This window comes from Streptomyces sp. NPDC052052, assembly GCF_040680455.1.
In the GTDB taxonomy this organism is placed as follows: Bacteria; Actinomycetota; Actinomycetes; order Streptomycetales; family Streptomycetaceae; genus Streptomyces.
On the sequence record NZ_JBFAWU010000009.1, the window covers coordinates 76894 to 98311 of the forward strand.

Consider the following 21418-nt stretch of genomic DNA (forward strand, 5'->3'; position numbering starts at 1 on the left):
GGATGGCGAGGCGCAGGGGCAATCGAGCCTGCGATCCAGCGAGGCCGGGGTCAGTCCCACAGGTCGGTGCTGTGCTCCTCCACCAGCGCGACGATGCGGGCGAGGACGTCGGCCGCCGGTTGCGGGTCGGGCCGCCGGCCGTCGCGCAGGCGTAGCGCGATCCGGTCGTCGGCGGCTTCCCTGGGGCCGACGACGGCCTGGTACGGCACCAGGCGGGCCTCCCTGATGCGGGCACCGAGGGTGCCGCGTTCCGGGCCGGCGATCCTGGGCCGCAGCCCGAGGTCGGTGCATCGGAGGGCGAGCGCCTCGGCGTGCGGCAGCTGGGCCTCGGAGACCGGGAGGATCACCAGTTGGGTGGGGGCGAGCCAGGCGGGGAAGGCGCCGCCGTGTTCCTCGACGAGGTGGGCGACGGCTCGTTCCACGCTGCCGATGACGCTGCGGTGGATCATGACCGGTCGGTGCTTCGCGCCGTCCGCGCCGATGTAGTGCAGGCCGAACCGGTCCGGCTGGTGGAAGTCGACCTGGACGGTGGACAGGGTGGACTCCCGGCCCGCGCTGTCGCGCACCTGGACGTCGATCTTGGGGCCGTAGAACGCGGCCTCGCCGGCTGCCGCCTCGTAGGGCAGGCCGGAGCGGTCGAGCACCTCGGTCAGCAGAGCGGTGGAGCGCTGCCACATCTCGGGGGCGGCGACGTACTTTCCGCCGGGGCCCGGGAGGGAGAGGCGGTAGCGGGCCGGGCTGATGCCCAGGGCCGCGTACGCCCGGCGGATCAGCTCCAGTGCGGCCTCGGCCTCTTCGGCTACCTGGTCCAGGGTGCAGAAGATGTGCGCGTCGTTGAGCTGAATGGCCCGTACCCGGGTGAGTCCGCCGAGCACGCCGGAGAGTTCGGAGCGGTACATGCCTCCCAACTCCGCCATGCGCAGGGGAAGTTCCCGGTAGCTGTGGGGGCGGGAGCGGTAGATGACCGCATGGTGCGGGCACAGGCTGGGGCGGAGCACGACCTGTTCCCCGCCCAGGTCCATCGGCGGGAACATGTCGTCGCTGTAGTGGGACCAGTGGCCGGAGATCTCGTACAGCTCCCGTTTGCCGAGCACCGGGGAGTACACGTGCTGGTACCCGGCCCGTCGTTCGGCGGTGCGGATGTACTCCTCCAGGGTGTGGCGCACGGCTGCGCCGTCGGGCAGCCAGTACGGCAGTCCCGCGCCGATCAGCGGGTCGGTGTCGAACAGATCCAGTTCGCGGCCGAGTCTGCGGTGGTCGTGCATGGCGGTCTCCTCGCGGTGGTGGGACGAGTGACCACACGGCGAAGCCCCGGGGCACTCGCCCCGGGGCTTCGGACTGCACAGCTGTCAGCGCGCCGGGACACTCTCCGGCGTCGTCGTCATGGCAGCACGCTTCATGCGGTGGATGGTAGTGCCCGTCCCCGCACGGTGCACGCTGTTTTACGGGAGGACGTTGCCTGGCGGGGCACCGGCCGCAGGCTCCGGTTCAGTGCCTGGCGCCGCCGATGCGGCCCTCCAGCTGCACCAGCAACTCGCTGAGCTGGGCGCTGAGCCGGACCCGGGACTGCTCGTCGAGGCCGGAGAGCACTGTGCGTTCGTACTCCAGTTGCCGGGGCAGCAGCCGGTCCACCAGTTGGCGCCCCTCCTCGGTGAGGCCGACGTGGGCCACCCGGCGATCGCGGGCGTCGCTGCGGCGGGCCACGAGGCCGCGCTCCTGGAGGACGCGCAGGCGCTTGGTCACGGCGGCACCGGAGGAGAAGGTCTCCCGGGCCAGCTCGCCGGGGGTGAGCTCACGGTCGATGCGGCGGACGGCTCCGAGCAGGTCGAACTCGGCGCGGGTCAGTCCGGCCGCGCGCAGCGGGGCGTCCTCCGCCTGCTGGAGCAGGGCCGCGCAGCGGTTGATGCGGCCGATGAGTTCCATCGGTCCGGTGTCCAGCTCCGGGTTCACGGCCTGCCACTGCCGCACCACCGAGGCAACGATGTCGTCGCTCACACCGCTCCGTTCTCCTGGGCCGGGGCGATCAGCCCCTGCCGTTTCGCTGTCGCCGCGAGCGTACGGTGTCCGGCCTGCTCGGCTGCGAGGACCTGCTCCTGGGGCAGGGCACGCTGCCACCATTCGCCCGATGCGGTGTCGTCGGCCTCGCGGAGCTCGACGAGCGAGCCGGTCAGCCCGCGGCGGGCGGCGTCGAGGGCCGCGGGGGTGGGCTGCGCGGACGCGATCGTCGCCACCGCGTGGGTGCGTGCCCGGTCGGTGGCGGTCAGGGCCTTCTCCAGGCGTCCGGCGGCCCGGCGGTTGGGCACCAGCATGGCCGTGACGATGCCCACCGCGGCGCCGATCACGGTGTCCAGGACGCGGTCGCCGATGAGCTCACCGGCCGGGTGGGTGCCGCCGAACTCCATGACCAGCAGGGCCATCGGAGTGACGGCGATGGAGCCGAGCCAGTAGTTGCGGGTGATCAGGGCCTCGGCCGCGAAGTTGAAGCAGAGGCAGCAGGCGATCAGGGCCAGTGATCCGATACGGCTGACCGGGAGGACGGCCGCGAAGACGAGGACGCCGAGCAGATTGCCGAGGGTGCGCTGGAGGGCCCGGTTCCAGGACAGGCTCACATTGGCCTGGTAGAGGGAGGCGGCGGTGACGATCGCCCAGTACGGGCGGCCGACGCCGGCCGCCTGGGAGACGTAACCGGCCAGCGCGCAGCCGATGAGGGTGCGGATGCCGATGGGCAGCAGCGGGGAGTTCGGGCCCAGGCGGCGCAGGAGTGCGCGGCGGGCTTCGCGGCGGCTCGTGGCGCGGCGGGCGGCCCGTTCGGCGTCGATGCCGAACAGCGTCTCGTACGTGTCCGGGGTGGACGGCGGGGTGGGCACGGGGCCGCGGGCCCGGGTCTGCCGGGCCCAGGCGCGCAGCTGGGCGGGGTCGGTGGCGGGGGTGGCCGACTGGCCGCCGAGGGTGCTCTGGGCGAGGGCTGCCTCTGCGTGGACGACGAGGCGCTCCAGCCCCTGCCGCACCTCGGTGGGGCGTCCGACGGCGAGCAGCGCCTGCCAGGCGCCGTGCACCGCGGCGGCCGCGGCGTGCCGGGTGCGGTGGCCGGGGGCGGCGACGTAGGCCGCGGCAGCGTCGAGGGCCCGTGCGGTCGCCCGGCGCTCGGGGCCTTCCCTGCGGAGTGCCGCGGGGCCGACCGTGACGAGCCAGGAGAACACGCCTGCGGCCAGGGCGAGCGCGATATGGCCGGGGACCTGTCCGAGGTGCTGTGGGAAGAAGAGTGCGGCGGAGCTCACAAACGTGAAGATCACCGCTCCGGGCGGTCCGATGCGGGTCCCGTCGCAGACCATCTTCTGTCCGGCCGCGAGCAGTGCGCCCACCGCGATCAGCACGGCGGTGGATCCGGTGAGCGAGGCCGCGACCAGGGAGATCGCCAGGCTGAGGACCATGCCGACGACGACTCCGGCGACCGCGCGGATCCGGCGGACGTACGGGAGGTTGTGGCCGTACAGCGCACAGAGCGAACCAGCCATCGTGTACATGATCAGCTCGGTCCGGCCGAGCGCGAACAGCACCAGATCCGGTACGGCGGTGGCGACGACCACGCTGAGCGCCGGTTTGAACCACATGTCCGAGGGGCGGACGAGGCGCAGCGGGGCGGTCAGGGGGAGCCGGCGCACGGAGGGCTGACGGGATCGAATAGCTGTATCACTCACTCATATACTTTAGCAGGTATTACACCCGTAAAACAATTTCCCTCCTCATGACCCCGCTGCGCCGACGGCATCCCCCCTTCGCCACCCCCTAGCGTTCTTGGCTGAAGACGAAGATCGAAGACGAACCGGTGCACGCACCGGAGCAGGTCTCCACCGACGACGCAACAGCCTTCTGGGAGTCCATCCGATGTACGAGAGCGATGCCGGACTGCTCGCCCCCGGGCGGGTCGGCTCCCCCGCCGAGACCGCCACCGGCGACCTCGCCTTTCTGCAGGCGATGCTCGACGCCGAGGCGGCGCTCACCCGCGCCCACTGCGCCTGCGGGCTGGCCCCCGCCCGGGCCGGGCAGGCGGTCACGGCGGCGGCGGTGGCGGGCCGCTTCGATGTGCGGGACGTGGCGCTGCGCGCCCCCGCGAGCGGCAATCCGGTCACGCCGCTGGTCGCCGACCTGGTGGCCGCGGTCGACGAGGACGTCCGGCCGTACGTCCACCGCGGGGCCTCCAGCCAGGACATCCTCGACACCGCCGCCATGCTGGTCGCGACCCGGGCCCTGGCGCCGGTGCTCGATGATCTGGGCCGGTCCGCCGAGGCAGTGGCCCGGCTCGCCGCCGCCCACCGCAACACACCGATGCCGGGCCGTACGCTCACACAGCAGGCCGTGCCGACCACCTTCGGGCTGAAGGCGGCCGGATGGCGCGCGCTCCTCCTCGACGCACGGGACCGACTGACGGCCGTACGGGGTACGCTCCCCGTGCAGCTGGGCGGTGCGGCGGGGACGCTGGCCGTCTTCGACGTCTTCACCCCCGTCCGGGCGGCCGACGCCGCCGGGGCCGAGCCCCGGGGGCCGGCGATGCTCCGGGCATTCGCCGACGAACTCGGCCTGGCAGAACCGCTGTTGCCCTGGTCGAGCCTGCGCACCCCGATCGCCGATCTGGCGGGCGCGCTCGCCTTCACGGCAGGTGCGCTCGGCAAGGTGGCGGCCGATGTGCTCACCCTGTCCCGCACCGAGATCGGCGAGGTCTCGGAGGGCAAGGGCGGCGGTTCGTCCACCATGCCGCACAAGTCCAACCCGGTCCGCGCCACGCTGATGGCAGCGGCCGCCCGGCGCGCCCCCGGCCTGGCGGCGACGCTCTACGGTTCGCTCGCGGCCGACGACGAACGGCCGGCCGGGCCCTGGCACGCCGAGTGGGAGCCGCTGCGCGAACTGCTGAGGCTGGTCGGCGGGGCCGCGCACGACGCCGCCGAGCTCACCGAGGGACTGCGCGTCGTCCCGTACGCCATGTGGGAGAACCTCCAGCGGACCGACGGGCTGATCGTCTCGGAACGGCTGGCCGCCGTCTTCGCCGAACGGATCGGGCGCAGGCGCGCCAAGGAGGTGCTGCTGAACGCCGCCGCGCGAGCCCGTGCGGAGACCGCGGACCTGGGCGACGTACTCGGCGACATGCTGGACGAGGAGCCCGAACTCGCCGGTCTCGATCTCTCCGACCTGACCGAACCCGCCCGCTACACCGGCTGCGCGGGCCTGCTCACCGACCGTGCGCTGGAGCGCGAATGACCGCACCCGGTGCCCGCTCCGGTCTGCCCATCGCAGGCGCGGCAGGCGCGGTACCGGTGGTCAGGCCGTGGTGGCGTCCCCGCGGATCCGGGCGTGGACGTGCATGTCGTGCCAGCCGTCGGCGTGCAGATGGCCGCGGCGTCTGACGCCCTCCAGCGCGAAGCCCGCCTTGGCCGCCACCCGGCAGGACGCCTCGTTCCGCACGGAGTGGACGAGTTCGAGGCGCTCGAACCCGATCTCGTCGAAGGCCCAGCACGTCAGCACCGAGACCGCGCGGGGCGCGAGTCCGTACCCCCGGGCGGCCGGCAGCATCCAGTAGGCGCACTCGGCGTGACCGAGGGCCGGTGTCAACGAGCGGAGGGCGACCCGGCCCAGCACCTGCCCGGTTCCGCCGTCCTGGCTCGCGGGGCGGACGACCGCCCAGTGCGCTCCGGTCTCGCTGTACCAGGCGCTCCGCCAGGCGTCGATCCAGTCGCGCGCCTCGTCCTCGGAGTCGGCCCGGCGCAGGTGCCAGTGCTGGATGACCGGGTCGGTGAAGGCGGCGAGGACGGCCGGGGCGTCCGTTTCCCGCCACGGCCGCAGGAGCAGGTCGTCGCCGAGGGCCAGATCCGGTTGCGCAGAGTCCGCGAGACGCCCGGCGGGAATGAGGGGCGGCACCAGGTACGGCATGGCCGCATCTTCGCACGGCAGCCCCCTCGCACCCGGCTCTTCCGCCGTGCGAGGGGCTGCCGTCACCCGGGTCAGCCGAGGCCGCGGGCGTCCTGCTTGAGGGCGGTGTCCACGGTCAGTGCGGTGGCGACCACGAGGCTCAGCAGGGGCTCGGGCAGCTGGTAGTGGATCTGCAGCACATAGTTGTCCGCCGTGGTGAACAGCGTCTTCGCGAGGCCTTCCCAGGTCTTGGTGATCCGGGCTATCTCGGCGTCGTTGTGGTCGACGATCGCGAAGTTCCAGGCGCGCCAGTTCTCCGCCTTGATCGCGCCGATCTGCCGGCCGTCCGCCATGATCGCGAAGTTGATCTTGCCGATCGCGTTCTGCTGGACGATCTCCCCGACCGGCTGCCCGTCCGGGCGCTCCACGATGACCCTGGACTTGATGAACTTCGCCGGGCGGGTCAGCAGGAGCTGCGGCTGACCGTACGCGTCACGGATTTCGAGGCGGTGGGTCAGGTACTGGTCGACGCTGGTCAGGAAGCGCAGCACCTTGCGCAGCGCGCTCTGTCCGACCTGGACGACCGAACCGATGGTGTTGCCGTGCTGGTCGAAGACGCTGTACTCGTTCGTCACCTCGATCAGCTTGGCCTTCTGGTTCACGACCAGGACCTGCTGGTTGAAGAGCGAGCCCGCGCCCGGAGCGCCACCCTGCTGGGGCTGGTGGACCGCCTGCTGCGGGACCCCGGGCTGCTGCTGGACGGCCTGCTGATAACCGGCCTGCTGATGAGGAACGGCCTGCTGGTGCTGGGGAGCCGCCTGCGGCTGGGCAGACGCGGGCGTCGTCGGGACCGCGCCCTGGGCCTGCTGCCCACCGGCCGGGTTGGTGTGCTCGGTCCACTGGGAACCGTCCCAGTAGCGCAGCAGCTGGGGCGCGCCGTGCGGATCCGGATACCAGCCCGCAGATATGTTCGATTGCGTGGTCACCGGGGCACACTATCCCGCCACTTTCGCGACCGGGACCCCCTCGCGCGGATCCACAGCATCCACCTCTCATTGAAACTTCACACACCGCGTACGATGACGGGGATGAACAGGCTGAGCGAAGGAACGCCGCGACGGTGGCCGAGTGCCCACGCGGCCGTTTCCGGCTGGCTGTTCGTCCTGCTCACCCTGGTCGCCTGCTGCTCGCTCACGCCCTCGGCCCCGTCCGAGCACCGGACGACGGCTGACGCGGTATCGGTCTCGCAGCACTCCGCAGCGCACACCCTGGCCGCCGTCCCGGCTGTGGCAGCCGAGCATCCCGTGACCGACCGGACCGTCGTGGCAGATGCCCCGGACGACCGGGGCGCGGGCAGTTCCTGCCACGGGGCCACCGAGCACGCGGCGCCCGTCGTCCAGCCCGGCCAGGCCGCACCCGTGGCGCTGCCCGGTACGGCCGTCACGTCCCCCGTCGCCCCGCTCAGCGGCGGCGCCGCGATCCGCGGGCCGTCCAACGACGCCGCGCAGGACGTCGACCACCTCCGTCTCCAGGTTCAACGGGTGTAGGGCCGGGCCGCGTTCCTCGGGTCACCGAGGACGTTCCCTCGCATGCCCTCGACTCTCTCCCGTTGACACGAAGGACGATTCCCCATGGCCTCGGCCAAGAAGCAGAACACCGCTGCCGCCGCACGCCGCGCCAAGCTGGAGGAGGCCCGCCGCAAGGAGCGGGCCCGTGAGCGCCGCAGTCGCCTCATCACCCTCACCGCCTCCGTCGCCGTGATCGCGGCACTCGTGGCGGGCGGCGGCTATCTGATGTCCGCCGCCGACGACAAGGAGAAGGCGGAGAACGAGGCGAAGTCCGCGCCCGTGAAGGGCGAGCGGACCTGGGACAAGCTGTCCCAGAACCACGTCGAGAAGCAGGTCGACTACCCGATGAACCCGCCGGTCGGCGGCGATCACAACCCGGTGTGGATGAACTGCGACGCCGACGTCTACACCAAGGCGATACCGAACGAGAACGCCGTCCACTCCCTCGAACACGGCGCGGTCTGGGTCACGTACACCAGCAAGGCGAAGCCGGCCGACATCGAGAAGCTCGGCAAGCGGGTCGCATCGACGCCGTACTCGCTGATGAGCCCGGTGGAGGACCAGGCCGCCCCGCTCATGCTGAGCGCCTGGGGCAAGCAGGTGACGGTGACGAGCGCCACCGACGTACGCGTGGCGCAGTTCTTCACCAAGTACGTCCAGGGGCCGCAGACCCCGGAACCGGGAGCGGCCTGCACCGGCGGGGTCACCCAGTGACCTCCGCGGTCCGCACCTCCCGCCCGCTGGTGATGGCGGGAGGTGCGGTGCTGCTGCTGGCGCTGGGGCTGGTCGCGCTGATGCTGGTACGGCCGTCGTCCTCGGAGGGCTCATCGGGACGCGCGGCCGCGCCCTCGGACACGTCGGTCGATGTGGGGTTCGCGCGTGACATGTCGATCCACCACCAGCAGGCGGTGGAGATGTCGTTCCTCGTGCGGGACCGTACGTCCGACGACGCCGTGCGACGGCTCGCGTACGACATCATCAACACCCAGGCCAATCAGCGCGGCATGATGCTGGGCTGGCTGGAGATGTGGGGCCGGGCGAAGTCGTCCGAGGCGCCCCCGATGGCGTGGATGGGGCACACGGTCGAGTCCCGCGGCGACGGTTCCCTGATGCCGGGCATGGCGACCGACGCCGAACTCGACGCGCTGCGATCGGCGAAGGGCAGGGCCGCCGAGGTGCTGTTCCTGAAGCTGATGACCGTGCACCACCGCGCGGGTGCGGAGATGGCGCAGGCCGCGGCGACCGGGGCCACGACCGACGAGATCCGGAACCTGGCGGCGGGCATGGTCCGTGGGCAGCGGTCGGAGATCTCGCTCATGGCGGACATGCTCGAGGAGCGAGGTTCTCCGGTCTGACGCCGGTGACCTCCCGCCGTTCGCGGACCGCTGGAGCGGCCGGACGCCCCGGCACCCCGTGCGCGCGTGGCGCGGGGTGCCGGGACGCGGTCGGTACGGCGAGCCTCGGGTCGTCTCCTCACCCGGTGCCGTTCGTGGCCCGCCTGCCGGTCAGGTGCCGTCTGCCTACTTGCCCGGTGCCGGGGCCGCGGCGTACAGGTCGCCGAGGTAGTAGTCCTTGGCCTTGCCCGGGTTGGGCAGCTTGTCCATCTGGACGAAGACCTGGGCGAGTTCGTCGAACCAGCCGTTGACCGTGCCGTCCTTGCTGAGCTTCGTCAGCTCGTCGGACGGCAGGATCTTCACGTACGTGGTGGACCCGGCGAGCTGCTCGGCGGGCAGCTTGAGGAAGTCCGCGGCGACCTTCTCCGACTCCTCGGGGTGTGCGGCGATCCAGTCGCCGGCCGCCTTGAGGACCCCGGTCACCTTCTTGACCAGCTCCGGGTTCTTGGAGGCCAGCTTCGGCTGGGTGACGAAGGCGTTGGGGAAGGTCAGCTTGGGGTAGTAGTCCTCGGTCCGGCTGATCTCCTTGAGGTCGGGGACCTTCTTCTTCATCGTGTCGATCAGCGGGTACCAGGTGGCGGCCGCGTCGACCTGGCCGGAGGAGAACGCCGTGACGACGGTCGAGGCGTCCATGGCGACCTTCTTGACGTCGCTCGGCTTCAGCCCGGCCTCACGCAGCGCCAGGTTGAGGATCATGTCCCCGGAGGTGCCTTCGGCGACGGCGATCTTCTTGCCCTTGAGGTCGGCCGGGTCATTGATGCCGGAGTTCGGCCGGGCGATGACGCGGTCGGCGAGGCCGAGCATGTTGACGGAGACGATGGAGGCGCGGCCGGAGGCGGGCAGCCAGAGCGCGCCCGGGCCGACGTAGCCGAAGTCCAGGTCGCCGGAGCCGAGCGCCTGCACCTGGAGCGGGCCGTTGGTGAAGACCTTCAGCTCGGGGGTGATGCCGGCCTTCTTCCACAGCCCCTGCTTCTGGGCGACGGCGAGCGCGGCCGAGCCGCTGTAGTCGGCGATGTAGCCGAAGCGGACCTTCTGGCTCCCACTGCCCGAGGAGTCGTCGGTGGACGAGTCCCCGCCGCAGCCGGTGACGGCCGGGAGGAGAGCGAGGGCCAGCAGGAGCCCTGCGGCACGACGGCCGATGGCACGGTTCTTGTTCACGACGCTGTTCCTTCGAGGGGAGCGGGCTGATGGTGGACGGCCTGCCAGACCTGGGCGCGCAGTTCGGCGAACTCGGGCGACAGCCGGTGTTCCTCGGTGCGCGGGTAGGGCAGTGTGACGGGGATGATCGTGTGGATACGGCCCGGACGGGCGGCCATCACGACGACGCGGTTGGCGAGGTAGACCGCCTCGTCCACGTCATGGGTGATGAACATGACGGTGCGCCGGTCCCGGCTCCAGGTGTCGAGCAGGGAGTCCTGCATCCGGACCCGGGTCAGTGAGTCGAGGGCGCCGAAGGGTTCGTCCATGAGGAGGACCTTCGGGTCGACGGCGTAGGCGCGGGCGATGGCGCAGCGCTGCTTCATGCCGCCGGAGAGCGTCTTGGGCAGGGCGTCGGCGAAGTCGGTGAGGCCGACGAGTTCGATGATCTCCCGGGCCCGGCGGCGGCGTTCTGCCTTGCCGACCCCGGCGACCTTCAGTCCGTACTCGACGTTGCCGGCGACGGTCATCCAGGGGAAGAGGGCGTACTGCTGGAAGATGACGCCGCGTTCGGGGGACGGTCCGCGAACGGGTACGCCGTCGACGGTGACTTCCCCTCCGGTGGCGTCCAGGAGCCCCGCCGCGATGTTCATCAGGGTGCTCTTGCCGCAGCCGGACGGGCCGACGACGGTGACGAACTCGCCGTCCTCGATGTCGAGATCGACCCGGTCCAGGGCCAGGAACTCGCCGTCCTTGACGTCGAATCCCCGTGTCACGTCACGGAAGTTGATGGTGGGCATGATTACCGCCGTTCCTGCCAGTGGGTGAGCCGACGCTCGGCAAGCAGCAGCAGCCGGTCCATCACGAGGCCGATGGTGCCGATGGCGATGAGCTGGACGAAGATGGTGGGCAGGTCGTAGTAGAGCTGGGCCTGCTGCATCCGGAAGCCCAGTCCGCCCTGGGCCGCGATGAGTTCGGCGGCGACGACGGTCGCCCAGGAGGCGCCGAGGCCGATGCGCATGCCGACCAGGATGAAGGGGGTGGAGGCGGGAACGACGACGCCCAGGAAGACCTGCGGGTCGCGGGCTCCGAGCACCCTGGCCGCGTTGACGAGGGTGACGTCGACGGCGACGACGCCCTGGAAGGTGGAGACGACGCACGACAGGAACGACGCCAGGAAGATGACGAAGATCTTCGGGGTCTCGTCGATGCCCATGAGCACGATGGCGAGCGGGATGATCGCGAGGGGCGGCACCATGCGGAAGAACTGCAGCCACGGTTCGATCAGGCGGCGGACGACCGGGTACCAGCCCATCAGGAAGCCGACCGGGATCGCGAGGGCGACACCGAGGACGTAACCGATGAGGACGCGCTTCAGGCTCGCGCCCGCGTCGGAGAAGAGCGTCCCGTCACTGATGAGGGTGGCGGCCCGGCGGCCCACTTCGACGGGTCCGGGGAAGCCGTCGATGCCGCTGTTGGCGAGGACGAACCAGACGATCAGACCGAGCGCGAAGGAGGCGATTCCGAGCAGCACGGAGGTGATCCGGCCGGTCGTCTTCGTCTTCTTCCGTGGTGCCTTCACCGGTGCGTCCGGAGCGGGTGCGTCCTGGGTGGCGGCGGGATCGGGGAGCAGACCGGTCTTCATGCGACCTCCTCCGCGACTCCGTCGACGTCGGCCGCGCGGTCGCCGCCGATGTCCGCCATGTAGCTCATCCAGGTGTAGGCCGGGTCGCCGCGGCGCAGCAGCTCGCGGTAGAGACGCACGGTGAGGTCGCGCCGGACGCCCGCGTAGGCGGGTGCGTCGTAGACGTTGTGCAGTTCGTGCGGGTCGGAATCCAGGTCGTACAGCTCGTGCACGCTCTCCGGGTTGTGCACCAGCTTGTGGCGCCGGTCGCGGATCATGCGCTGGGAGTACGGGAAGTGGTGGCCGTGGAACTCGGCGACGATCTCGTCGCGCGGACTCGCGGGGCGATCGCCGTTCAGCACCGGCAACAGGCTCTCGCCGTCGCAGAGTTCGGGTACGGGTGCGCCGGCCAGGTCGAGGATGGTGGGGTTGAGGTCGATGAGGTTGGCGAAGTCGTCGTTGACCTGGGCGGGGCCGCCGGGGATGCGGGCGATGGTGGGGATCCGGTAGATGTCCTCGTACATCGCCGGGCCCTTGTCGTTGAGTCGGTGGGCGCCGGTGAACTCGCCGTGGTCGGCGGTGAAGAAGACGGCCGTGTCGTCCCAGAGCCCGTGCTCCTTCAGGGCGTCGGTGAGCCGTCCGACCTGATGGTCGATCATGGTGACGTAGCCCCAGTAGACGGCGATGAGCTTGCGCCAGGTCGCCGCGTCGAAGTCGTCCGATGACCAGTACGCGCTGTACTGGCGCTGCACTTCGGGCTTGCCCGCGAAGGTCTCCGCCATGGAGGCGGGCAACGGCACGTCGTCGGGGTCGTACATGTCGTAGTACTGGTCGGGGATCAGGTACGGCAGGTGCGGGCCGTACCAGTGGCAGGACAGCATGAACGGCCGTCCGCTCGCCTTCCAGTCGGCGGCGTAGCGGTCCAGCAGGGCGAGGCTCCGGTCGGTGAGGAAGGCCTCGATGGTGGCCTCGACGGGCTGCTGGAGCCGGCCGGCGATGAGGTGGCCGCGGCCGGTGCCGTTGGCGGCGGTGCCGAAGACCGGTTCGCGTACGGCGAAGGGCGGGAAGCCGTTGTCCTCCAGCCACTTCTCGTACGAGGGGTGGTGGACGGGGTTGAGCGCGCCGGGCAGGTGCTCGCCGTCGAGGCCGTAGAACTCGGGGCCGCGCTCGCGGCCGATGTGCCATTTGCCCGCGTGGCCGACCTGGTAGCCCTGCTCCATCAGCCCGCGCCAGAGCATCGGGGACTCGTCGGAGAGTTCGTCCTTGCTGCCGCCGTTGCGCTCGGGGTTGTTCAGCATGCCGTGGCGGAACGGGTGGAGGCCGGTGGCGAGCGAGGCGCGGGCCGGGGTGCAGATCGCGGTCGGGGTGTAGAAGCGGTCGAAGCGCGTCCCCTCGGCCGCCAGGGCGTCCAGGGCGGGCGTGTCGACGAGGGGGTTGCCGTAACAGCCCAGGGTGTCGACCCGGTGCTGGTCGGTCATCAGGAACAGGACGTTGCGCGGAGCCACTGGCTGGCCGCCCTTTCGATGGGTCGCTCACGGTGGTGGTGCCTACCGGTGGCTGGGCAGGGGCTCGGCCCTGTACCGAAACCGCTGCTCAGGCAGGCAAGTGACCGGAACTGTAAGGACGGCGGCTTTTTTTCGTCAACCCTCGGGAATAAACAGTTTGTGAATTATTCCGTGGCATTGACAGAAAGTCCCCGGCGCGTCGACCATGCCTGCATGACGGAACGCACCGATGCCTTGCAACGCCTGCGCAGGGCCAACGAAGCCGCCGTACTCGGGGAACTGCGCAGGTCGGGCGCCCTGAGCCGGGGCGAGCTCAAGGCAAGGGTCGGCCTCTCCCGTACCACGCTGTTCGCGATCGTCTCCGACCTCCTGGAGCGCAAGGCCGTCATCGAACAGCCGGCCCCCGACCCCGAGGAGCCGCGCCGCCGGGGCAGGCCCGCGCTGGAGATCGCGCTCAACGCGCGCGGCGCCGAACTGATCGGGATCGACGTCCAGCGGCGCCGGATCCATGTGGTCATGGCCAACTCCGCGCACGAGATCGTCGGCCGGTACAGCGTGCCCGTCCCGGCGGACAGCGGCGCGACCGAGCGCGCGGCCCACGCCATCGCAGCCGTGGAGGAACTGGCCGGACGTCAAAACATCAGCCTTGCCCCGGTGCAGGGCATCGGTCTCGGGCTTCCCGGATTCGTGCAGGACCCCGCCTCCGCCGACCCGCGCAACATGACCCCGTTCGCCGGGCATGTCGCCGCCGCACTCGGCCGGCACTTCGACGCCCCCGTGCTCACGGACAACAACTCCCGGCTCGCCGCGCTCGCCGAGGTCACCTGGGGCGCCGCCCGCGGCCTGGACAACACCGTCCACCTGGGCTGGTCCCAGGGCGTCGGCGGAGGTCTCGTCGTCAACGGGCAGCTGGTGCACGGCGCCCACGGCGTGGCCGGCGAGATCGGCCACACCAGCTGCGACCCCGAGGGCAAGCCCTGCCACTGCGGGGGCCGGGGCTGCCTGGAAGGGCTCATCAGCATGCCCGCCCTGATCGCCGCCTGCGCCGAGCGCGGGGTGACGGTCCAGGGCACCGCGGAACTGGTCGCACTCGCCGCCGAGGGCCGGCCGGAGGTCGCCGATGTGTTCCGCACCGCGGCCGTCACCGCGGGGCGGGTGCTCGCCTCGCTCGCCGCACAGGTCGACCCCGAGTGCGTCGTCATCTACGGGGAACCGGCCGCCCTGGACGACCTGGTCCTCGCCCCGATCCGGGAGGTGATCGCCGCCCTCTCGCTGCCGTCGGCCCTGCGGACCATCGAGGTGCGCGGCTCCGAGCTCGGCGCCGACGCGGCCGCGCTCGGCGCCGTGGCCCTGCTGCTGCGCACCACCGGCCAGGACCTGGCGGAACTGCTCGACCGGCCCGTCCCCGGCAGTGCCGTCGAGGACGGCGCACCGCTGACCACGGGAGCCGCACGATGAGCGCCTGCTGCGGGCCCGACCGGGCGAGCACCCCCGCCGAGGCAGTATCGGGGGCGGTGGAGCCGGCCTCCCCTCCCCCGGCCGATTTCGTCGTCCCGGAACGCCGGCCCGCCGACCTGCTCCGGGGCATGGTGGCCATCCCCGGCGGCCCGTTCCTGATGGGCGGTGAGGACGAGGACGCCTTCCCGGCCGACGGCGAGGGTCCCGTCCGGGAGGTGTTCGTCCGTCCCTTCCACATCGACGCCGCCTGTGTGACCAACGCCCAGTTCGCCGTGTTCGTGAAGGCCACCGGTTACCGCACCGAGGCCGAACTCCTCGGCTGGTCCTATGTGTTCGGCTCCTTCATACCTCCGCAGGCACGCCATGCCGTACAGCCCGGCATCGTGCCCGGCGCCCCGTGGTGGCGCGCGGTGAGCGGCGCGTACTGGCGGGCCCCCGAGGGGCCCGGCACCTCCATCGGCGACCGCCGGGACCACCCCGTGGTCCATATGTCGTGGCACGACGCGACGGCCTACGCCCGGTGGGCCGGCAAGCGGCTGCCGACCGAGGCGGAGTGGGAGAAGGCGGCCCGCGGCGGACTCCCACGCGCCCGCTTCCCGTGGGGCAACGAGCTGACCCCGCGGGGCAGGCACCGTTGCAACATCTGGCAGGGCGAGTTCCCGGTGCACAACACCGCCGAGGACGGCTTTGCCACCACCGCCCCCGTCAAGACCTACGCGGCCAACGGCTTCGGCCTGTACAACACGTCCGGCAATGTGTGGGAGTGGTGCGCCGACCGGTTCAGCGCCGACTGGCACGCCGCCGACCGGCCGGAGACGCGCATCGATCCCGTCGGGCCGCCCACCGGCGGGAACCGGGTACTGCGCGGCGGTTCGTACCTCTGTCACCGCTCCTACTGCAACCGTTACCGGGTCGCCGCACGCACCTCCAACACCCCGGACAGCACGACCGGCCACGGCGGGTTCCGCTGTGCGCTGTGACCCGCACCCGCCCCGGTGAGGCGCCCGCCCCCGTGACGCGCCTGCGGCCTCACCGGCTCACCCGGCGGCTCGCACAGGGGATCGCATAGGCTCGGCTCCGACATGAAGAGCAACCTCGCACCGCTGGGGCCCAAGGCCGACAAGGACACCGTGCGCCGCAGCAACCTCAGTCTGGTGCTGCGGGCGGTCCGTGACGAGGCCGAGGGCGAAGCGACCAGGGCCGGGGTCGCCGCACGGGTGGGACTGACCCGGGCCGCGGTCTCCTCGCTCGTCGAGCAGCTGCTCGACCTCGGGTTCCTCACCGAGTCCGGCAAGACCTTCAGCGGGCAGGCCGGGCGCCCCGGGACCGCGCTCAAGGTGGCACGCACCGGGCCCGCCGGACTCGGCGTCGAAGTCAACATCGACTACGTGTCGGTGTGTGTGGTCGACCTGGCGGGCACCGGCCGGGTACGGCTCACCGAACACCTCGACAACCGGGGCGCACCGCCCGCCCAGGTGCTGGCGCGGGCCGCCGCCATCACCGCGCGCACCCTGGAGTCGGCACGGGAACAGGAGCTGTTCCCGGTCGGGGTGGCCCTCGCGCTGCCCGGTCTGGTCTCCGGCGGTTCGGTGCGCCAGGCGCCCAACCTCGGCTGGAACCAGGTGCCGGCCGAGGAACTCTTCGCCGCCTCGCTGGCCGCGCAGTGTCCCGGTACCGGGGCGCTGCCGGTGAGTTCGGAGAACGAGGCGAATCTTGCGGCGCTGGCCGAGCTCTGGTTCGGCGGGCTCGACGCGGTCCGCAGCTTTCTGTACCTGACGGGCGAGATCGGCGTCGGCGGCGCCCTGGTCATCGACGGTGAACTGCTGCGCGGAGCACACGGATTCGCCGGGGAGATCGGCCATGTGGTGGTGGACCCGCAGGGGCCCGACTGCCGGTGCGGCTCGCGCGGCTGTCTGGAGCAGTACGCGGGACAGGCGGCGCTGCTGCGGGCCGCCGGCATCGAGGACTCCGCGGGCGGTTCCGGAGTGGCCGAACTGGAACGGCGCGCTCGGGACGGGGACGCGCGGGCGGTGGCCGCTGTCGCGGAGGCCGGCCGGATGCTGGGGCGGGTGCTGTCCGGGGCGGTGAATCTGCTCGACCCGGACGCGGTGGTGCTCGGCGGCATCTACCGCGGCCTGATGCCGTGGCTTTCGCCGTCCGCCGACGAGGAGCTGACGGCACGGGTGGTGTCCGGGCTCTGGTCCCCGGGGAGCGGGCGGCTGCGCGGCTCGTCCGTCGCGGGCGACGCGGCGCGGGGTGCCGCGGCGCTGGTGACGACGGGTGTGCTGGCCGATCCGGTGGCGTTCGCGGGCGGCCGGGCACAGAGCTGACCACTTGCGGTGCGGGTGCGGGTGCGGTTGCGGTTGCGGGCGTCGCCCGGCGCCGCGACGGGTGGGGGCCGGGCATCCGATGCCCGGCCCCCACCGTCACGCCGCTTCGTAGCGGGTCTCGGTCAGCGCACGCCCAGCAGGTGGTCCATCGCCAGCTGGTCCAGGACCTCGAACGCCATGCCGCGCTCGGCCGCCGCGTTCACGTCGAACCCCTCGAAGGCCGTACGGTCGGCGAGCAGTCCGGCCAGGCCGTCCTCCGCCGTCGGGCGGGCCAGTTCGTCGAGCCGGGACGCGCGCAGCGCCTCCTGCACGGCGGGGTCGGCGCGGAAGGCGGCGGCGCGCTCCTTGAGGATCAGGTAGTTACGCATGCAGCCCGCGGCCGAGGCCCAGACACCGTCGTAGTCCTCGGTCCGCGGCGGCTTGAAGTCGAAGTGCCGCGGCCCCTGGTAACCGGCCGTCTCCAGCAGGTCGACGAGCCAGAACGCCTGACGCAGATCGCCCGCCCCGAAGCGGAGGTCCTGGTCGTACTTGATGCCGGACTGACCGTTCAGGTCGATGTGGAAGAGCTTGCCGGCCCAGAGGGCCTGCGCGATGCCGTGCGGGAAGTTCAGCCCGGCCATCTGCTCGTGTCCGGTCTCCGGGTTGACGCCGACCAGCTCCGGGCGCTCCAGGCGCTCGATGAAGGCGAGGGCGTGGCCGATGGTCGGCAGGAGGATGTCGCCGCGCGGCTCGTTCGGCTTGGGCTCGATGGCGAACTTCAGGTCGTACCCCTGCTCGGTGACGTACGCGCCGAGCAGGTCGAAGGCTTCCTTCATCCGGTCGAGAGCGACCCGGATGTCCTTGGCGGCACCGGACTCGGAGCCCTCGCGGCCACCCCAGGCCACATAGGTGGTGGCGCCGAGCTCGACGGCGAGGTCGATGTTGCGCAGGGTCTTGCGCAGGGCGTAACGGCGCACGTCGCGGTCGTTGGCGGTGAACGCGCCATCCTTGAAGACCGGGTGGGTGAACAGGTTCGTCGTCGCCATGGGGACGACGAGTCCGGCCGCGTCCAGCGCCTGACGGAACCGCTTGACGATCCCTTCACGCTCGCTGTCCGTGGAGCCGAACGGAATCAGGTCGTCGTCGTGGAAGGTGACGCCGTACGCGCCGAGTTCGGCGAGCCGCTGGACGGAGTCGACGGGGTCGATCGCGGCACGGGTCGCGTCGCCGAAGGGGTCGCGACCCTGCCAGCCCACCGTCCACAGTCCGAAGGTGAACCTGTCCTCGGGGGAGGGGGTGAAGCGTTCCGTCATGGTGTGGCCGCCTTCGGTGCTGTCGGGTCCACTGACCGGCCGAGGCGGTCGAACCCTATTTGTTTACGGTCATGACTAATCTTGCACGGAGCCACCGCGAGACGTAACCCCTCAGCCGAGGAAAACCGCTGACGGGATCACCGGAACGGGCACTGTTCCAATCGGGGTCGATCACGTAATTTGTTTTCCGTACGATCAAATCACCGTGGCAGTCTCCCGGCAGCCACCCGCCACGGCGACGGCCGCCCGCGTCCGTCCCGCACGGTCCAGGAACCAGGAATGAGGTCGGCCATGCCGCCGCGTACCGTCGTCATCGGTGTGGACAGCTCCACCCAGTCCACCAAGGCCGCCTTCGTCGACGCCGGGACCGGCCGGCTTCTGGGCGTCGGCCGTGCACCACATGCCGTCACCGGCGAGGCGGGCGCCCGGGAGAGCGATCCGGAGATGTGGTGGCAGGCACTGCGCGACGCCGTCACCGCCGGGCTGAAGGAGTCCGGTGTCGCCGCCTCAGCGGTGGCGGGCATCGCGGTCGCCGGGCAGCAGCACGGGCTGGTCGTCCTCGACCGGTCGGGGCGGCCGCTGCGGCCCGCGATGCTGTGGAACGACACCCGCTCCGCACCCCAGGCAACCGCCCTCACCGAGGCGCTGGGCGGCCCGGACGCCTGGACGACGCGCACCGGTTCGGTGCCGGTGGCCTCCCTCACCGCGTCGAAGTGGCAGTGGCTGCGGGAGAACGAACCGGAGACCGCCGCCACGACCGCGGCCGTGCGCCTCCCCCACGACTTCCTGACCGAACGCCTCACCGGTGTTGCGGTCACCGATCCCGGCGACGCCTCGGGCACCGGCTGGTACTCCACCGCGACCGGCGCCTACGATCCCGAGCTGCTCGAACTTCTGGGCCTGGACGTCGCGTTGCTGCCCGAGGTGGCCGAGTCAGGCGCCACCCGGGCCGGTTCCCTGACCTCCGTAGCGGCCGAGGCGCTCGGGCTGCCCGCCGGTATCGCGGTGGCCGCGGGCACCGGGGACAACATGAGCGCCGCCGTCGGCCTCGGACTGGGCGGTGCCGGGCTGCTGGACCATCCGGTGCTGAGCCTCGGGACCTCGGGCACGGTCTTCGCCGCCTCCCGGACCAGGCCGGCTTCCAGGGCACTCTCCGGCTTCGCCGCGGCGGACGGCACCTACCTCCCGCTGGCCTGCACCCTCAACTGCACCCTCGCCGTGGACAAGGTCGCCGCACTGCTCGGCCTGGACCGCGAGGACGCCGCCCCGGGAGGCGAGGCGGTGCTCCTGCCCTACCTGGACGGCGAACGCACCCCCGATCTGCCCACCGCCTCCGGACTGCTCACCGGCCTGCGGCACGACACCACACCGCAGCAACTCCTGGGCGCCGCCTATGAGGGTGTGGTCTTCACCGTGCTGCGCGCCCTGGACGAACTCCTGTCGGCCTGTGGCCTCGACCCGGCGGACCCGGAGGTGGCTGCCCGACCACTGCGGCTGATCGGCGGTGGCGCCCAGGGGCGGACCTGGGTGGAGACGGTACGGCGCCTCTCCAGCCGGCCGGTGATCCTGCCCGGCAACGGCGAACTGGTGGCCCTGGGTGCGGCAGCGCTCGCCGCCGGGGCGGCCACCGGAGCGGACCCGGTCGCCATCGCGGCCGGATGGAACACCGGTGACGACACCGAACTGCCCGCCGTCCAGCGCGACTTGGCAACGTTGGAAAGGATCGAATCGGTGCTGGAGCGAGCCTCCGTCCCGCTACTGGGCGGGGTCTGACACGCGTACAGCCGTCCGGCGCCGGCCCGGTGTGCGAGGCAGGCCGGGGAACGACTTTCCGCACGATCTGCTGATCACTCGTCACCACCTGTGCCGGGTCCGGTCGATGATCCGGGCCGGTTTGGGGAAGCGGGGCGATTTTCACTAGGATCCGCCGATGATCATAAGAAGAAGGCTGACGGTAGGGGTGGGCGTTCTGCTCGCCACTCTGACCGCCGGACTCGGTACGGCGCTGCCCGCATCAGCCGACGAAACCCCTACCAAAGCCTCACCCAAGGTCGAACTGGTGCTCGATGTGAGTGGTTCCATGCGAACCCGCGACATCGACGGCCAGTCGCGCATGGCGGCGGCGAAGCAGGCGTTCAACGAGGTCCTGGACGCGGTGCCGGAGCAGGTCGAACTCGGCATCCGGACACTCGGTGCGGACTACCCGGGTGACGACCGGCAGGTGGGTTGCAAGGACACCAAGCAGCTCTACCCGGTCGGCCCGCTGGACCGCACGGAGGCGAAGACCGCCGTCGCCACACTGGCCCCCACCGGCTGGACCCCGATCGGCCCGGCCCTGCTGGGCGCCGCCGACGACCTGGAGGGCGGCGACTCCACCCGCAGGATCGTGCTGATCAGCGACGGCGAGGACACCTGCGGTCCGCTCGACCCGTGCGAGGTGGCACGCGACATCGCGGCCCGCGGCATCCACCTGGTCATCGACACGCTGGGCCTGGTGCCCAATGCAAAGATCCGCGAGCAGCTGACCTGTATCGCCGAGGCCACCGGCGGCACCTACACCGCCGTCCAGCACGCCGACGAACTCTCCGGCCGCGTCAAGCAGTTGGTCGACCGCGCCGCGGAACCCGTCATCACACCGGTGGCGACCGAGGGCGCCGACAGCTGCTCCGACGCACCCCAGCTCAAGGCCGGTCTGTACACCGACCGGGAGAAGTTCGGCGAGCACCGCTGGTACCGGGTCGACGTGCTGCCCGGTCAGGAACTGCGCGCCTCGGTCAGCGTCTCCGCCGACCGCGCCGTGAACAACGACTACGGCGTACTGCTGCGGGCCCTGACCGTGCACGGCCGGGAAATCGTCCGGGGTTCGGAATCGGGCACCGGCCGCACCGACGCGATCTCCGCCGGGCTGCGCTACCCGAAGCCCGAGCAGGACGACACGGACAGCGACGACCAGGCCGCCGCCGAGACCGTGTGCCTTCAGGTCTCCAATTCCTTCTCCGCCCCCGCGTCCGTGAAGACCACGCCGGGCATGCCCGTCGAGCTGACCGTGGATCTGGTGGACGCCCCGGACGACGCCGCCGATGTCGCCGCCTTCGGTCTCGGCCGCGGCTGGTGGCTGCTGGGCGTGCTGGTGCTCACCGGACTCGTCGCGGGTCTGCTGACCGGCTGGATCTCGCGCTGGCGCATCGCCGTCTGGAGGACCAACTGAC

At 71.5% G+C, this 21418-nt stretch carries 19 protein-coding genes; 9 read left to right on the plus strand and 10 right to left on the minus strand.

What is annotated here, in order from left to right:
• Positions 1 to 50: 50 nt before the first annotated feature.
• The 3 genes from thrS to AB0L71_RS13080 all read right to left on the minus strand — a co-directional run bounded on the left by thrS (position 51) and on the right by AB0L71_RS13080 (position 3698).
• Complete coding sequence (gene thrS / locus AB0L71_RS13070) at positions 51 to 1346, minus strand: threonine--tRNA ligase (protein WP_365242077.1); 1296 nt, start codon at positions 1344 to 1346, stop codon at positions 51 to 53.
• A 142-nt stretch (positions 1347 to 1488) separates the two neighbouring features.
• Positions 1489 to 1995, minus strand: a complete 507-nt coding sequence (locus tag AB0L71_RS13075) for a MarR family transcriptional regulator (RefSeq protein WP_365241774.1) — start codon at positions 1993 to 1995, stop codon at positions 1489 to 1491.
• Positions 1992 to 3698, minus strand: a complete 1707-nt coding sequence (locus AB0L71_RS13080) for an FUSC family protein (RefSeq protein ID WP_365241777.1) — start codon at positions 3696 to 3698, stop codon at positions 1992 to 1994. The genes AB0L71_RS13075 and AB0L71_RS13080 overlap by 4 nt, the downstream gene beginning before the upstream one ends.
• Positions 3699 to 3885: 187 nt before the next feature.
• On the opposite strand from AB0L71_RS13080, the gene pcaB reads away from it, so the two are divergent.
• Positions 3886 to 5253: a 3-carboxy-cis,cis-muconate cycloisomerase gene (gene pcaB, locus AB0L71_RS13085; protein WP_365241780.1), complete on the plus strand. Its 1368-nt coding sequence runs from the start codon at positions 3886 to 3888 to the stop codon at positions 5251 to 5253.
• 60 nt (positions 5254 to 5313) lie between these two features.
• Here the strand turns inward: pcaB and AB0L71_RS13090 are convergent, their stop codons facing one another.
• Positions 5314 to 5922: a GNAT family protein gene (locus tag AB0L71_RS13090; RefSeq protein WP_365241784.1), complete on the minus strand. Its 609-nt coding sequence runs from the start codon at positions 5920 to 5922 to the stop codon at positions 5314 to 5316.
• Positions 5923 to 5993: 71 nt separating this feature from the next.
• Positions 5994 to 6887, minus strand: coding sequence for a phospholipid scramblase-related protein (locus AB0L71_RS13095; protein WP_365241787.1), 894 nt, complete (start codon positions 6885 to 6887; stop codon positions 5994 to 5996).
• Between the two features lie 102 nt (positions 6888 to 6989).
• On the opposite strand from AB0L71_RS13095, the gene AB0L71_RS13100 reads away from it, so the two are divergent.
• The 3 genes from AB0L71_RS13100 (at position 6990) to AB0L71_RS13110 (ending at position 8824) form a co-directional block, all read left to right on the plus strand.
• The gene (locus AB0L71_RS13100; protein WP_365241790.1) at positions 6990 to 7448 is read left to right on the plus strand and encodes a hypothetical protein; all 459 of its coding nucleotides are present in this window, start codon (positions 6990 to 6992) and stop codon (positions 7446 to 7448) included.
• A gap of 84 nt (positions 7449 to 7532) precedes the next feature.
• Positions 7533 to 8183: a DUF3105 domain-containing protein gene (locus AB0L71_RS13105; RefSeq protein ID WP_365241793.1), complete on the plus strand. Its 651-nt coding sequence runs from the start codon at positions 7533 to 7535 to the stop codon at positions 8181 to 8183.
• Complete coding sequence (locus AB0L71_RS13110; RefSeq protein ID WP_365241796.1) at positions 8180 to 8824, plus strand: DUF305 domain-containing protein; 645 nt, start codon at positions 8180 to 8182, stop codon at positions 8822 to 8824. The genes AB0L71_RS13105 and AB0L71_RS13110 overlap by 4 nt, the downstream gene beginning before the upstream one ends.
• Before the next feature lie 165 nt (positions 8825 to 8989).
• On the opposite strand, the gene AB0L71_RS13115 is transcribed toward AB0L71_RS13110, so the two are convergent.
• The 4 genes from AB0L71_RS13115 to AB0L71_RS13130 are packed head-to-tail and all read right to left on the minus strand — an operon-like array spanning position 8990 to position 13129.
• Positions 8990 to 10021 carry an aliphatic sulfonate ABC transporter substrate-binding protein gene (locus AB0L71_RS13115; protein WP_365241799.1) on the minus strand — a complete coding sequence of 344 codons (1032 nt, stop codon included), beginning with the start codon at positions 10019 to 10021 and terminating at the stop codon, positions 8990 to 8992.
• Positions 10018 to 10800: an ABC transporter ATP-binding protein gene (locus AB0L71_RS13120; RefSeq protein ID WP_365241802.1), complete on the minus strand. Its 783-nt coding sequence runs from the start codon at positions 10798 to 10800 to the stop codon at positions 10018 to 10020. The genes AB0L71_RS13115 and AB0L71_RS13120 overlap by 4 nt, the downstream gene beginning before the upstream one ends.
• Positions 10801 to 10802: 2 nt before the next feature.
• A complete protein-coding gene (locus AB0L71_RS13125) occupies positions 10803 to 11645 on the minus strand; it encodes an ABC transporter permease (protein WP_365241805.1) in 843 nt (280 codons plus the stop codon).
• Positions 11642 to 13129 (minus strand): sulfatase-like hydrolase/transferase, encoded by a 1488-nt coding sequence (locus AB0L71_RS13130; RefSeq protein WP_365241807.1) that lies wholly within the window; start codon positions 13127 to 13129, stop codon positions 11642 to 11644. The genes AB0L71_RS13125 and AB0L71_RS13130 overlap by 4 nt, the downstream gene beginning before the upstream one ends.
• Before the next feature lie 213 nt (positions 13130 to 13342).
• Here AB0L71_RS13130 and AB0L71_RS13135 point away from each other — a divergent pair, with 213 nt between their 5' ends.
• The 3 genes from AB0L71_RS13135 (at position 13343) to AB0L71_RS13145 (ending at position 16917) form a co-directional block, all read left to right on the plus strand.
• A complete protein-coding gene (locus AB0L71_RS13135) occupies positions 13343 to 14587 on the plus strand; it encodes an ROK family transcriptional regulator (RefSeq protein ID WP_365241809.1) in 1245 nt (414 codons plus the stop codon).
• Positions 14584 to 15567, plus strand: coding sequence for a formylglycine-generating enzyme family protein (locus AB0L71_RS13140; protein WP_365241812.1), 984 nt, complete (start codon positions 14584 to 14586; stop codon positions 15565 to 15567). Before AB0L71_RS13135 ends, AB0L71_RS13140 begins: the two co-directional genes overlap by 4 nt.
• Positions 15568 to 15669: 102 nt before the next feature.
• Complete coding sequence (locus AB0L71_RS13145; RefSeq protein ID WP_365241815.1) at positions 15670 to 16917, plus strand: ROK family protein; 1248 nt, start codon at positions 15670 to 15672, stop codon at positions 16915 to 16917.
• Between the two features lie 122 nt (positions 16918 to 17039).
• On the opposite strand, the gene xylA is transcribed toward AB0L71_RS13145, so the two are convergent.
• Positions 17040 to 18209, minus strand: a complete 1170-nt coding sequence (gene xylA / locus AB0L71_RS13150) for a xylose isomerase (RefSeq protein ID WP_365241818.1) — start codon at positions 18207 to 18209, stop codon at positions 17040 to 17042.
• A 291-nt stretch (positions 18210 to 18500) separates the two neighbouring features.
• On the opposite strand from xylA, the gene xylB reads away from it, so the two are divergent.
• Both xylB and AB0L71_RS13160 read left to right on the plus strand, forming a co-directional pair.
• Positions 18501 to 19982: a xylulokinase gene (gene xylB, locus AB0L71_RS13155; RefSeq protein WP_365241821.1), complete on the plus strand. Its 1482-nt coding sequence runs from the start codon at positions 18501 to 18503 to the stop codon at positions 19980 to 19982.
• Between the two features lie 157 nt (positions 19983 to 20139).
• On the plus strand, positions 20140 to 21417 hold the full coding sequence (locus AB0L71_RS13160; RefSeq protein WP_365241824.1) for a VWA domain-containing protein: 1278 nt from the start codon (positions 20140 to 20142) through the stop codon (positions 21415 to 21417).
• Position 21418 lies beyond the last annotated feature (1 nt).